Here is a 12,656-nt window from a genome sequence, read left to right on the forward strand (position 1 = left end):
ACGGCATGCTCAAACCGCTGCTGCTAATTGTGATTTGCCTGGGCCTGCTCGGTTTGTCGCTGCGCCTGTTCTACAACGGCTGGCGCCAGAGTGGCGCCGAACGGGTACTGGATCGACTGAATCAGGGCCAGCCGCAACTGACGGTGGATTCGCCCCGTTGGGCCAGTCTTGAGCGGGCCTTTTTGCGCGCAGGGCTGGGCCGTCCGACCGAGCGCATCGGTATCTGGCTGCTGCTCTGGGCTTTTGCGATCCTGATCGGTTTTGCCTTGGCCGGATGGGTCGGTTTGCTGGTTTTGCTGGTGTTGCCGCCAGTGATGCTGCGCCTGTATGTCAGTTGGCGCTATCAACGGCGCTTGCGGCGGATGATCGAACAATTGCCGCAACTGCTCGACCACACTGTGCGCAGTCTTAAGTCTGGTCGCACCTTGGCCGATGCGGTGCTCGGCGGCATCGAGGCCAGCGAAGATCCACTGAAAAACGCCATGGGCCGTGTGCAGCGCAACGTCCAGTTGGGCGTGAGTTTGCCGGACGCGATGTCGGACATGGCCGAGCTTTACGAGAAGGACGAGTTTCGCCTGTTCGCCCTCGGCCTCAAGGTCAATCATCGCTATGGCGGCAACGCCAGCGAACTGCTGGAAAACCTGATCAAGATGATCCGCGAGCGCGATCAGGCCTCGCGCCAGTTGCGCGCCATGACTGGCGAAACCCGCCTTACCGCGTGGGTGCTGGGCTTGCTGCCGATTGCCATGGCCGGGTATTTCCTGATGGCCAATCCGATTTATCTGGTCGCCATGTGGCACGACCCGTCCGGGCAGCGAATGCTGGCCACGGCGTTCGGCATGCAGGTGATTGGCAGTCTGTTGCTCTGGCGGATGTTGCGCAGCCTATGACCACACCCCTGATGATCAGCGCCGTGTTGTTGCTCGGCGCCGCCCTGTTACTGATTGCCAGCCTGCTGGAGCAACGCCGCCGTGCGCGGCAGATCAGCCGGCGACTGGACGGTGACCTGATCCGCGAAAACCGTTTCGGCAACCTGTTGCACGTGCTCGGCGAGAGCCAGGTCGGCCAGCGCAGCGTCAAGCTCGACAACGAAACCCAGACGTTACTCAACCGTCTCGGCTGGCGCAGCGCTCGTCAGCGCTCGCTGTTCGCCGCCTGCCAGATCGGTACGCCGTTGTTACTGCTGGCGCTGACGGTGTTGCTGCAATCGGTGTTTTTTCCGACCGTAGAAAAACAATGGATCGCGCCGTTGTTCGCCCTCGGTGTCGGCTACTTGTTGCCCAAACGGTTGCTGGTGATGGCGGTGGCGCGGCGGCAAAAACAACTGTCGACCGAGATCGGCACCTTCCTGCCACTGCTGCGCATCCTCTTCGAATCCGGCATGGCCGTGGAGCAGGCGCTGCGCGTGTTGAGCCACGAAAGTCAGGCGTTGCTGCCAGTGCTGACTCAGGAATTACGTCTGGTGCTGGCGCGGGTCGACTCCGGTCTTGAGCTGGGAGAGGAACTGAACAAAGCCACGCAATTGCTGGCGGTGGACGAGTTCACCGACACCTGTGTGATCCTTCAGCAGTTGCTGCATCAGGGCGGCGGGGCGATGAAGTCGCTGCTCTCGCTCAAGCAACTGCTTGATGACCGGCGCCTCACGCGCCTGCAGGAATACATCTCGAAGATGTCCGCAAAAATGTCCGTCGTGATGATGCTGTTTCTCTTCCCGGCGTTATTGATCGTCCTCGCCGGCCCGGGCTTTACCGCCCTGGCCAAGGCCTTGGGGGCTTGAAGGAGTGGTGATGAAAGCAATGATTGCCGGTGCATGTCTGTTGTTGCTCGGTGGCTGTGCCAGCACCGGGCAGAACCCCTGGGAAGCGCTGACCAACAGCGCCAGTTGCGGCAAGCTCAGTTCAGATCAGCAACTGTCGTTGAACCTGGCCGATGACATGGCCAAAGACGGCAAGCTCCACGCCAGCCTGGCCAACCTGCAAAGCCTGCCGGACAACCTCGCCGATGTGCGGTTGCGCAAGGCCAAGGTTTACCGTTTGCTCGGTCGCAGCGAGGCCGAACCGTTGTATCGCAGCCTGCTCGGCACCTGCCTGGCGGCCGAGGCCGAACATGGTCTGGGCCAGCTCGCGGCGGCCAGATCCGATTACGGTCAGGCACAGGCGCACCTGCAACGCGCCGCGCGGTTGGCGCCCACCGATGAAAAAATCCGCAACGATCTTGGCGTGGTTTACCTCAATCAATTGCGCATCGAAGACGCGCGTTTTGAATTCCTCACCGCCATGGAGCTCAAGCAAAGCGATAAATTGGCCGCGCTGAATCTGGTCACGCTGTTGCTGTATCAGGACGATTGGAACCGCGCCGCCGAACTGGTCAGCCGCTTCGGGTTGAGCCCCGCGCAATTCAGCGAAGCTCAGAGCCGCGCGGAAAAACTCAAAGTCCCGAGCCCTGCCACTGCCGCCGTCACAGCGATGCTCAAGTAAGGAGAGCCGCGATGAAAACCGCGATTTTTTGTCTTGCTCTGTTGGCTCTGCCGCTCACCGGTCATGCCATCGACGCCGGCCCGGCCTCGGCCCAGCAACAGGAAACCGAGGGCTGGCTGCAACTGCAAAGCCGCAACAAAGTGGCCTCGCCGAAAGTACAGACGGTGACGCCGACTGAACGGGAATTGGCGATGCAGCGCTGGCTGAAAAGCTACGAGCATCAGATACCGCAGTTTTTTGATCAGGATCAGGGTGGCGAGGTCGATAGCGGTTCGGGGGGCTAGCAGGTTCACCGCGTTATCGTTCATCGCGAGCAGGCTCGCTCCCACAGGTTCTACATGGGCTTGAAAATCGCGCATACCTTTGTAGGAGCTGCCGCAGGCAGCGATCTTTTGACTTTGATTTTTGAAGGTCAAGATCAAAAGATCGCAGCCTGCGGCAGCTCCTACAGGGAGTGGATTTCAAGTCGGGATGTTTAATCGTGTATCGAAATCTCAGAAGCATCCCACAAGGTTTTCAGGTTGTCCGTCGGACGTGCGCTCACTAGTCTTGGGCTGTCGCTGACACCTCAGCGATCGGGTGTGGAAACCTGAATGTTAAGTAGATGCATTGCACCAGCACCGTAATCGTTGCCGACGTCTTCGTTCGTCTGCAAACTGCGTCGCGGCGGCTGTGCGTGGGCAGACTTCGGTCTGGCCGGTTGCCTACTTATCGGTATTTCCACCCCGCGTACAGCTGCCACCTTTTTGTCGTGTGGAAACGACAACAGGTGGCTCCTTCAGCCAAGTAGGAGTTTTTCATGGACAAACTGATTCCCGATCCACCCCTCGAAACCACCCCACTCGCCGACGCCATCCGCGCCGATGACCAGGCGAAAAACCGCGAAGCGATCAAGCGCGCGCTCGATTTCTATCTCTGCCCCGAACCGAAAAAACCGCGCCAGCCGAGCACGATGTTCCTCGTCAATCCGAGTGTCGACACCGAAAGCCTGCTCGCCCACGCCTGCGAATCACTGGCCAGCGCCAGCACAGCGGCCAGCAACTTCGCCAATGAACTGAGCGGCGCGCAACGCAGCACCGTGTTGGGCATCCAGCAAATTGTCATGCTCGCCGAACTGGCGGTGAACCGGGCGCTGGATCGGGTCGACCCGCAAACCTGATCCGCAGAAAAAACCGCGTTATCGTTCATCGCGAGCAGGCTCACTCCTACATTTGGAATGCGTTCCCCTGTAGGAGTGAGCCTGCTCGCGAAAGCGGTATGACAAGCGCCGCCTATCTACAACTGATAACTGAAACTGATGCTGTACCGCGGCTTGCGATTGAACGTATCCAGCGCTTCATCCGACATCGCCTTCGCCGCCTCCAGTGCAATGTTGTAGTACTTGGCATCGCCAAACCTCAGACCGATCGCCGCCGATGACAGATTGTTGGCTTGCACCGGCAGTTCATTGAACCAACTGCGCGAACGATCGAGCACGACGTACGGCTGGAGGATTCGCACCCAGTTGCCGTCGCGGTTGAAGCTGTAGTTGACCTCGTAAGCCACCCCCCAACCCTTGTCGCCGGACGCCTGATCATCGGGATAGCCGCGACCGAAGTTCTGCCCGCCGAACACCGCCCGTTCACTGTCGGGCAAGGTGTCGTCGCTCCAGTACAACGCCGCCGACAGCACGCCTTGCCAGTTGTCGAGGAACTTGTCGCTCTGTACGCCAGAGAGCCGCACACGGAAGAAATCCAGGTCGATATCGCTGGAATTGGTCTTCGCGCCCAAGCTGTCAAAGCCCTGATAAACCCCGGCGCTGAGAATTCGCAGTTGCCGCGCATCGGCCTTGCGCCAGTCGCCTTCGAAGGCGAGGGCGCGGATGTCGGTGCGGAACTCCGTGCTGAACGGGAAGTTGATGCCGTCGTAGCGAGTCTTGTCATTGACCGCATACAGGCGCGAGCCGGCGGTCAGCAGTTCGTTGGACGCGGCAATCAACGGTACGTTGAAGCCGATGGAATATCGGTCGTTTTCGCGATGGGTATCCAGGCGTCCGCCACCGTTGATCAACACTTCGGTTCCGGGGTCGGCGCGATAGCGTGAGGCCGACAGATTCAGTTGCGTGCCTTCGGCGTCGAGGAACTGGCTGTAGTCGAGGCGGTAGTAACGTTCGTGGTCGTCACCGGGCGGGAACAGACCGCTGAGGCTCAGTTGTTCACCCATGGAGGTCTGCGAGTTACTGCTGACGCCGAGCAAGGCCTGGGGGCCGTTGCGGTTGTCTTCGGTGGTGCTCAGTGTGCTGGTGAACGGTTTGCGGCTGGCCTGGGCGACGAGTGTCGTGGCGCCGTCGGTGGTGCCCGGCGGTGGCACCTGGGCCTGGATGGTCACGCCGGGAATGCGCGTCATCAACGTGGTGTAGCGCTCGAAGGTCTTGCGGGTCAGCGGCCGTTCGGCCTGGATTTTCGCCGCCAGTTTGTCGAGCAGGCCTTTGACTCGGCCGACATCGCCCTGCATCTGCACGTCGCGCACATAGCCTTCAACCAGCACCACCCGCGCCACGCCGTCATCGAAACTCTGTTGCGGCAGGAAGGCGTAGGACAGCAGGTAGCCATCCTGTTGGTAGCGGCGGGTGATGGTGCGTGTGGCTTCGATCAAGTCGGCGAGGCTGGCCTCGCGGCCGATCAGTGGCTTGTAGATTTCGGCCAGTTCGTTGAGTGGATAGATTGTCCCGCCTTCGATCTGCACGGTTTTGAGATTGACTTTGGTCTCCATCAACAACGGTTGCGCGGCGGTCGCGCCGGGGTCAGGCACTTGCAGCGGCGCGGCGGCCGGGCGATAGGCATCGGCCGGCAGATTCGGCACGGGCAGGTTGCGGATGGTTTCGTTGCTATTGAGAAAGCTGGGCAGGGTGTCGGCGAGGGCGGTGGAACTGAGACTGAGGAACAGCAGGGATGCCATAACGCGCATAGGACACTCCATGGTCAGATCACAGCGAGGGCTGATTTTTTCCTAAGAAAAAAGCGGAAGACTCGTGGGAATCTTCCGCCTTCAACCAAGCGTAGGCGCTGTAGGTGAGGCCGTCGAATCGGCCAGGTGCAATTTAGCGTTTGTTGCCTCCCAGAGCGCCGGTCAAACCACCGAGTACGCCGCCCAATCCGCCAGTGGTGCCGCCCGTTGTGGTGCCACCGTTAACCAGACCGCCGACCGCTGCGACGGTGCCGCCGACGTTAGTGACCAGGCCACCGACAGCTGTAGTGACCGGGTTGTTGGTGGCAGCAATCGCGCCACCGAGGTTGCTGACCGCGCTACCGGCCTGGCCGGTGAGACCAGCGACTGGCGAGCCGAGGCCGGTCGCCGCGCCGAGTTGTTGGGTCACGGTGGTGACGCCACTGGTGACTGGATTCAGCGCGCCGCCCAGTGTGGCGCCAACGGTGGCCAGTGGTGAGGTTGTCGCTGTGATCGGTGCGCCCGAGCCACCCAGAACTGTGTTCAGCGAGGCGATGGTATTGCCCAGCCCGCCAGCAGTGACACCACCGGCACTGACCACGCCGTTGGTATTACCGGCGTTCAAGCCTGTGCCAACGTTGACGACTGCGCCGCCGACGGTTTGCAGTAAGCCAGTGCCGCCGAGGCCACCGCCGATACCGCCACTCCCTGAACCGGTGCCGTTGGACACCAGGCCGCCAGCCTTGCCCGCCGCCGTACCGACATTGCTCAGTGCGCCGCCGAGGGTGTTGGTCAGGGCATTGCCGTTACCCGCGTCGGTGACTTTGTCGCCGACACCATCAACGGTGCTGCCGACTTTCTGGATCACGCCTTTGAGCGGGTCGCCCAGACCGGTGGCATCACCGATTTTGTCGGTGGTGCTTTCAACCATGGCAATCACCGGCACCAGGCCGCTGCCGACTTTATTGGTCAATTGGCTGGTCGGGCCGTTGCTGAGGGTGGTGTTGAGGGTGTCGCCGAGCATGGTGACTTTCTCCCCTACGCCATCGAGTACCGGTGCGACTTTAGTGACCACGCCGCCGACCACGGGAACGCTGCTGGTCGCGGTGGCCAGTTTGCCGCTGAGGTCGGACACTCCATCGCCGACATCCGTTACGACGCCACCGACCGAGGCCACGGTGGTGGTCAGGCCTTTGGGATCAGTGGCCAGCTTGCCGATGCCATTGGCCACGCCATCGCCCAAAGTCGTGACGACGTTGCCGGCGGTGTTGGCCGCGCTCTGCACTACGCCACCGACCACAGGCACGGTGCTCAAGGAGTCACCAATCTGGCCGACGCCGTCGCCGACGCCGCTGACCGTTTTGCCGACATCCTGCACAAGGGTGGTCGTCACCAGTGCAGCCGGGGTGGATGGATTGGTCGGATTGGTCGGGTCTGTCGGATTGGTTGGGTTGGTTGGATCGGTCGGGGTACCGCCAGTTCCACCTGTACCGCCTGTCCCACCGGTTCCACCTGTACCGGCAGTATCTCCGGTCCCTCCGGTTCCGCCTGTGCCTCCGGTACCATCGGTGCTGGTTGCCGGAGAGGAACTGCCGGAACTGCTCTTATGACCGCCACCGCCGCTGCTGCAACCGGTGAGGCCGAGGGAAAGGATCAATGCCAGAGCGATTGCCGATTTGCACCACACGTCTTGAGTTTTCATGATCGAGATTCCTTGCACCTGTAACAACATTCGTCGTTTTCGATGGCTCACCGATCTGTTGTCGGTGATGCCTCGTCCGTGGTGCCAATCTCGATCCGGGGGCGGATTCACGCCATTCTCAAGTTGGTATTAACGCCTTTATATATAAGGCGATGCACAGCGCCTAAGGACTAATACCCAAGGTATAGAAGGGCAAAAAAAGCCTTTAGAATCAAGGCCTGGTATTTATCGGGGAAGGGGACAGGTCGCGTAAAAACTTAAGTGATATATACACAATTAACAGGCTGTCCTTCTCCCAGGATGCCAGAGCTCTGTGTTGAAAGAGGCTCTTGTGGCGAGGGGATTTATCCCCGATGGGTGGCGCAGCCGCCCCAAAAACCTGAGAGCGGGGTGGGGCAGATATACCCTGTGCGCAGGTTTGCGACGGCTGCGCCGCCCATCGGGGATAAATCCCCTCGCCACAGATGCCTTCACACATAGGCTGCTTTCATCGAGCTTTATGTGGATCAGGCGATCGGCTGCCAATTCCCCACCATATGTTCCAGGTCTCCAGCGCCCACCAGCCGCAGTTCCCCACTCGAGCCCGCCGCGCTCGCCAGCAACGTCACTTCGCTTGGCAATCGCACCGGTTTGCGAAAGTGCACAGTGATCTCCAGATTGGCCTTGGGCAAGTGATCCGCCAACGCCGCCAGCGTGCGCGCCTTGTTCCACAAACCGTGGGCGATGGCCGTGGGAAAGCCGAACAGCTTGGCGCTGGCCGCACTCAAGTGGATCGGGTTGTAGTCGCCCGACACTTTGGCGTATTGCCGGCCAATGTCCGCCGGGGCTTGCCACTTCGCTGTTTCCACCAGCGCCTGGGTCGATTCCCAATTCTGCTCGACAGGCTCACCGTCAAGTTTCACCCCGCGGCAGAGCATCTGACTTTCGGCTTCCCACAACGGCCCGAGTTGATCATCCAGCGTGGTCAGCAGATCGAACGTCGCGCCCTTGGGATGCGGTTGCAGGTTGTGCACGCGCACGCTGACTTGCGCACGACTGATCCCACCCATCGGGCGCAGCACGCGAATGCGGTTGCTCAGATGAATGAGCCCCAGCAGCGGAAACGGAAAATCCTTCGCCGTGAGCAATTGCATCTGCAAGGCAAACGCGAGGATGTGTGGATAAGTCGGCGGCAGCAGGCCGTCGTCGGCAAAACCGCAGACCTTGCGGTAGTTTGCCAGGCGTTTGCCATCGACATCGACTAAACAGCGCAGGCCGCTGTCGGGCAGTTGCGTGCCGGTGATTTTGCGACGCGTCGCTGCCCGCGCATACAGCCCGGGCAGACTCGGTTCGCGTTCCAGTGTGTGCCATTCGATGCTCATGCCTAAGCCCCCAGAACACTTTGTCCACAGACCCGCAGCGCCTGCCCGGTGAACGCGCCGGTGCCCGGTTGCGCCAGCCACGCGACGGCTTCGGCGACGTCTTGGGGCAAGCCACCCTGGCCCAGCGAACTCATGCGTCGCCCGGCTTCACGCAGGCCAAAGGGAATGTGTGCGGTCATCTGGGTTTCGATGAAACCGGGGGCCACGGCGTTGATGCTGATGCCGCGTTCCAGCAGCGTCGGCGCCCAGGCTTGGGCAAGACCGATCAAACCGGCCTTGCTTGCGGCGTAGTTGGTTTGCCCGCGATTGCCGGCGATCCCGCTGATCGAGGCGAGCAAAACCACCCGCGCGTTGTCGTGCAACGTGCCGCTGTCGAGCAGGGCTTTGGTCAGCACTTGCGGGGCGTTGAGGTTGACCGCCAACACCGCGTCCCAGAATTCCGGGGTCATGTTGGCCAGGGTCTTGTCGCGGGTGATCCCGGCGTTGTGCACGAGAATGTCGAGACCGTCCGGCAATTGTTCGATCAGTTGCGCGGCGGCATCTTCGGCGCAGATATCGAGGGTGATGCTGCGCCCGCCAAGTCGTGCAGCGAGGGCTTCGAGATCGGTCTTGGCCGGCGGTACATCGAGCAGAATCACCTCAGCGCCATCGCGTGCCAGGGTTTCGGCAATCGATGCGCCGATACCACGTGCCGCGCCGGTGACCAGCGCCTTGCGCCCGGCCAATGGTCGCGTCCAGTCCGTCACGGGCGTGGCACACGCAGTCAGGCGAATCACTTGCCCGGACACGAAGGCACTTTTCGGCGAGAGGAAAAACCGCAGCGGGCCTTCCAGTTGATCTTCGGCGCCTTCGCCAACATAGATCAATTGCAGGGTGCCGCCGCTGCGCAGCTCTTTGGCCAGCGAGCGGGAAAAACCTTCCAGGGCCCGTTGGGCACTGGCGGCGAACGGATCGCGCAGGGTTTCCGGCGCACGGCCGAGAATCACCAGATGGGCACTGTGATCAAGATTCTTCATCAGGGGCTGAAAGAACTCGCGCAGTTGCTTGAGCTGGTCGGTGTGCTGCAAATCACTGGCGTCGAAGACCACGGCTTTGAGTTTCGGGCCGAGGCCGGGAATCCATTCGGTGGCCGTCGCCGGTTGCTCGCCGTAGCGATAAATCCCCTCGGTCAAACGGTTGGCAAACGCGCTGACGCGCTCGGCCAGCGGCCCGCCGCCGATCAGCAGCGCACCTTCCACCGGCCGCAGGCGTCCGGCCTGCCAGCGCTCCAGTCGCACCGGCGACGGCAGGCCCAGTGCCCCGACCAGACGATGGCCGATGGACGAGTTGGCGAAGTCGATATAGCGGTCAGACATGGAACGCTCTCCAAAAGTTGGGGTTCAAAGTGTGGACTACTCACGGCAATCAATCGTTCGATCCACGCAATAAGGCCTACGCTAGAACACTGAGGTTTAGCAGGTCTTGCAGATAAATGCGGAAGCTGTGGGAGAGCAGTTTATGTGGCGAGGGGATTTATCCCCGATGGGGTGCGCAGCGGCCCCTGACCTGCGGACGCGATTTGCCTGATAAACCGCGATTGCAGAATTTGGGGCCGCTGCGCGTCCCATCGGGGATAAATCCCCTCACCACAGGCTCGCTCCCACAGGGGGGCTGCGTGAAATTTCGATCATTTAACAAGGAGCTTTTCATGAGTCAGCTGCGCCGCGTCGCGATCATCGGCGGTAACCGTATCCCTTTCGCCCGTTCCAACGGACCGTACGCCGCTGCCAGCAATCAGGCGATGCTCACCGCAGCCCTTGAAGGCCTGATCGAACGCTACAACCTGCACGGCCAGCGCATCGGCGAGGTGGTGGCGGGTGCGGTACTTAAATTGTCACGGGATATGAACCTGACCCGCGAATGCGTGCTCGGCTCGCGCCTGTCACCGGCCACCCCGGCATACGACATCCAGCAAGCTTGCGGCACCGGCCTTGAAGCCGCGTTGCTGGTGGCCAACAAAATCGCCCTTGGCCAGATCGATTGCGGCATCGCTGGCGGCGTCGACACCACGTCGGACGCGCCGATCAGCGTCAGCGAAGGTCTGCGCAAGATCCTTCTGCAAGCCAATCGCGCCAAGACCACCGGCGACAAACTGAAGACTTTCCTGCAACTGCGCCCCAAACACCTGATCCCGGAATTCCCGCGCAACGGCGAAACGCGCACCGGCCTGTCGATGGGCGAACATTGTGAGCTGATGGCGCAGACCTGGAATATTCCTCGCGAGGATCAGGATCAACTGGCCCTCGAAAGCCATCACAAACTCGCGGCTTCCTACAGCGAGGGTTGGCATAACGACCTGATGACACCGTTCCTCGGTCTGACCCGCGACAACAATTTGCGCCCTGATCTGACCCTGGAAAAACTCACCTCGCTGAAACCGGCCTTCGAAAAAAGCGCCAAAGGCACGCTGACAGCGGGCAACTCCACGCCACTCACCGACGGCGCTTCCGTGGTGCTGCTCGGCAGTGAGGAATGGGCGAAGGAACGCGGCTTGCCGATCCTCGCGTACCTGCGCGATGGCGAAGCGGCGGCGGTGGACTTCGTCAACGGCGCCGAGGGGCTGCTGATGGCGCCGGTGTATGCGGTGCCAAGGCTGCTGGCGCGTAATGGGCTGAGACTGCAGGATTTTGACTATTACGAAATTCATGAAGCGTTCGCCGCGCAGGTTTTGTGCACGCTCAAGGCCTGGGAAGATCCCGAATACTGCAAAACCCGGTTGGGGTTGGATGCGCCGCTGGGTTCGATCGACCGCAGCCGACTCAACGTGAAAGGCAGCTCGCTGGCGGCGGGGCATCCGTTTGCTGCGACCGGTGGGCGGATTGTCGCGAATTTGGCGAAGTTGCTGGATGCGGCGGGCAAGGGGCGTGGGTTGATTTCGATTTGTGCGGCGGGCGGGCAGGGGGTAACTGCAATTATTGAACGCTGACCACAATCCCATCGCAGGAGTGAGCCGTGTCAGATTCTGTCGCAAATGCCCTCAACGTCATTTGCCAACATTCCCGACAGGCTCAGCTATCATTCGCAGCGGTCGATTTTCCGGCACAGTGTGTGCATCTTCACGGTTCACAGGTCGGCAACCCCTCCCCGTGATGCGAGGATTGCCGTATAACGAGTGACATTCGCGTGTTTGGTAATAAAGGACCCACAATAAAAGCTGATGAAGACTCCAAAACGCATTGAACCCCTGATCGAGGACGGTCTGGTCGACGAAGTGCTGCGCCCACTGATGAGTGGTAAAGAAGCAGCTGTTTATGTGGTGCGCTGCGGCAATCAGTTACGTTGCGCAAAGGTCTACAAGGAGGCGAACAAACGTAGTTTCCGCCAGGCGGCCGAGTATCAGGAAGGCCGCAAGGTTCGCAACAGCCGACAGGCTCGCGCGATGGCCAAGGGCTCCAAGTTCGGTCGCAAAGAGACCGAGGATGCCTGGCAGAACGCCGAGGTTGCGGCGCTGTTCCGTCTGGCCAGTGCCGGGGTACGCGTACCCAAGCCTTACGATTTCCTCGACGGCGTGCTGTTGATGGAACTGGTGGCCGACGAATTCGGCGAGGCGGCACCGCGTCTGAACGACGTGGTGCTGGAGCCGGATCAGGCGCGCGAGTATCACGCGTTCCTGATTTCGCAGATCGTGCTGATGTTGTGTACCGGTCTGGTGCACGGTGACCTCTCCGAGTTCAACGTGCTGCTGACACCGACCGGGCCGGTCATCATCGACCTGCCGCAAGCGGTGGATGCTGCGGGCAACAACCACGCGTTCAGCATGCTCGAACGTGACGTTGGCAACATGGCTTCGTATTTCGGCCGTTTCGCGCCGGAACTGAAGAAGACCAAGTACGCCAAGGAAATGTGGGCGTTGTACGAAGCCGGCACCTTGCACCCGGCCAGCGTGCTGACCGGCGAGTTCGACGATCCGGAGGATCTGGCCGATGTTGGCGGGGTGCTGCGCGAGATCGAAGCGGCGCGGCTGGACGAAGAGCGCAAGCAAGCGATTCGTGCGGCAGACGACGAGCCCAAAGGCAAGTCGGATGAACCACCGCCGCCACCGTGGATGCAGTGATTGCGTAACAAAAAACCCGGCTTCGGCCGGGTTTTTTTATATTTGCATTACCCCTTGTAGGAGCTGCCGAAGGCTGCGATCTTTCGATCCTGTTTTTT

At 60.9% G+C, this 12,656-nt stretch carries 11 protein-coding genes; 7 read left to right on the forward strand and 4 right to left on the reverse strand.

What is annotated here, in order from left to right; translation table 11 throughout:
- The first annotated feature begins 5 nt into the window (after positions 1-5).
- The 5 genes from ACA069_RS03405 (at position 6) to ACA069_RS03425 (ending at position 3,636) form a co-directional block, all read left to right on the forward strand.
- Positions 6-890, forward strand: a complete 885-nt coding sequence (locus ACA069_RS03405) for a type II secretion system F family protein (RefSeq protein WP_187678495.1) — start codon at positions 6-8, stop codon at positions 888-890.
- The gene (locus ACA069_RS03410; protein ID WP_187678494.1) at positions 887-1,777 is read left to right on the forward strand and encodes a type II secretion system F family protein; all 891 of its coding nucleotides are present in this window, start codon (positions 887-889) and stop codon (positions 1,775-1,777) included. The genes ACA069_RS03405 and ACA069_RS03410 overlap by 4 nt, the downstream gene beginning before the upstream one ends.
- Before the next feature lie 10 nt (positions 1,778-1,787).
- Positions 1,788-2,477: a tetratricopeptide repeat protein gene (locus tag ACA069_RS03415; RefSeq protein WP_401268775.1), complete on the forward strand. Its 690-nt coding sequence runs from the start codon at positions 1,788-1,790 to the stop codon at positions 2,475-2,477.
- Positions 2,478-2,488: 11 nt separating this feature from the next.
- On the forward strand, positions 2,489-2,761 hold the full coding sequence (locus ACA069_RS03420) for a DUF3613 domain-containing protein (protein WP_187678492.1): 273 nt from the start codon (positions 2,489-2,491) through the stop codon (positions 2,759-2,761).
- A gap of 515 nt (positions 2,762-3,276) precedes the next feature.
- Positions 3,277-3,636 carry a DUF6124 family protein gene (locus tag ACA069_RS03425; protein WP_187681155.1) on the forward strand — a complete coding sequence of 120 codons (360 nt, stop codon included), beginning with the start codon at positions 3,277-3,279 and terminating at the stop codon, positions 3,634-3,636.
- Positions 3,637-3,752: 116 nt separating this feature from the next.
- Here the strand turns inward: ACA069_RS03425 and ACA069_RS03430 are convergent, their stop codons facing one another.
- From ACA069_RS03430 to ACA069_RS03445, 4 genes are all read right to left on the reverse strand, one after another.
- On the reverse strand, positions 3,753-5,423 hold the full coding sequence (locus ACA069_RS03430) for a ShlB/FhaC/HecB family hemolysin secretion/activation protein (protein ID WP_187681153.1): 1,671 nt from the start codon (positions 5,421-5,423) through the stop codon (positions 3,753-3,755).
- A 133-nt stretch (positions 5,424-5,556) separates the two neighbouring features.
- A complete protein-coding gene (locus ACA069_RS03435) occupies positions 5,557-7,104 on the reverse strand; it encodes a collagen-like triple helix repeat-containing protein (protein WP_497616318.1) in 1,548 nt (515 codons plus the stop codon).
- 506 nt (positions 7,105-7,610) lie between these two features.
- Positions 7,611-8,465 (reverse strand): MaoC family dehydratase, encoded by an 855-nt coding sequence (locus tag ACA069_RS03440; RefSeq protein ID WP_497616320.1) that lies wholly within the window; start codon positions 8,463-8,465, stop codon positions 7,611-7,613.
- A gap of 2 nt (positions 8,466-8,467) precedes the next feature.
- Complete coding sequence (locus ACA069_RS03445; protein WP_401268762.1) at positions 8,468-9,820, reverse strand: 3-oxoacyl-ACP reductase; 1,353 nt, start codon at positions 9,818-9,820, stop codon at positions 8,468-8,470.
- Between the two features lie 332 nt (positions 9,821-10,152).
- Between ACA069_RS03445 and ACA069_RS03450 the strand changes: the two genes are divergently transcribed.
- Entirely contained in the window at positions 10,153-11,430 is a 1,278-nt protein-coding gene (locus ACA069_RS03450; protein ID WP_497616322.1) for an acetyl-CoA C-acetyltransferase, read from the forward strand.
- A gap of 231 nt (positions 11,431-11,661) precedes the next feature.
- Positions 11,662-12,558, forward strand: a complete 897-nt coding sequence (locus ACA069_RS03455) for a PA4780 family RIO1-like protein kinase (RefSeq protein ID WP_187681148.1) — start codon at positions 11,662-11,664, stop codon at positions 12,556-12,558.
- The last annotated feature ends 98 nt before the right edge of the window (positions 12,559-12,656 follow it).

The organism is Pseudomonas sp. LBUM1652 (assembly GCF_059716105.1).

What these genes read in the sequence shown, in the direction of transcription:
- ACA069_RS03445 (WP_401268762.1), bottom strand. Translation starts at nt 9,820, where the DNA reads ATGTCTGACCGCTATATCGACTTCGCCAACTCGTCCATCGGCCATCGT.
- ACA069_RS03450 (WP_497616322.1), top strand. Translation starts at nt 10,153, where the DNA reads ATGAGTCAGCTGCGCCGCGTCGCGATCATCGGCGGTAACCGTATCCCT.
- ACA069_RS03455 (WP_187681148.1), top strand. Translation starts at nt 11,662, where the DNA reads ATGAAGACTCCAAAACGCATTGAACCCCTGATCGAGGACGGTCTGGTC.
- ACA069_RS03410 (WP_187678494.1), top strand. Translation starts at nt 887, where the DNA reads ATGACCACACCCCTGATGATCAGCGCCGTGTTGTTGCTCGGCGCCGCC.
- ACA069_RS03425 (WP_187681155.1), top strand. Translation starts at nt 3,277, where the DNA reads ATGGACAAACTGATTCCCGATCCACCCCTCGAAACCACCCCACTCGCC.
- ACA069_RS03430 (WP_187681153.1), bottom strand. Translation starts at nt 5,423, where the DNA reads ATGCGCGTTATGGCATCCCTGCTGTTCCTCAGTCTCAGTTCCACCGCC.
- ACA069_RS03435 (WP_497616318.1), bottom strand. Translation starts at nt 7,104, where the DNA reads ATGAAAACTCAAGACGTGTGGTGCAAATCGGCAATCGCTCTGGCATTG.
- ACA069_RS03405 (WP_187678495.1), top strand. Translation starts at nt 6, where the DNA reads ATGCTCAAACCGCTGCTGCTAATTGTGATTTGCCTGGGCCTGCTCGGT.
- ACA069_RS03415 (WP_401268775.1), top strand. Translation starts at nt 1,788, where the DNA reads ATGAAAGCAATGATTGCCGGTGCATGTCTGTTGTTGCTCGGTGGCTGT.
- ACA069_RS03420 (WP_187678492.1), top strand. Translation starts at nt 2,489, where the DNA reads ATGAAAACCGCGATTTTTTGTCTTGCTCTGTTGGCTCTGCCGCTCACC.
- ACA069_RS03440 (WP_497616320.1), bottom strand. Translation starts at nt 8,465, where the DNA reads ATGAGCATCGAATGGCACACACTGGAACGCGAACCGAGTCTGCCCGGG.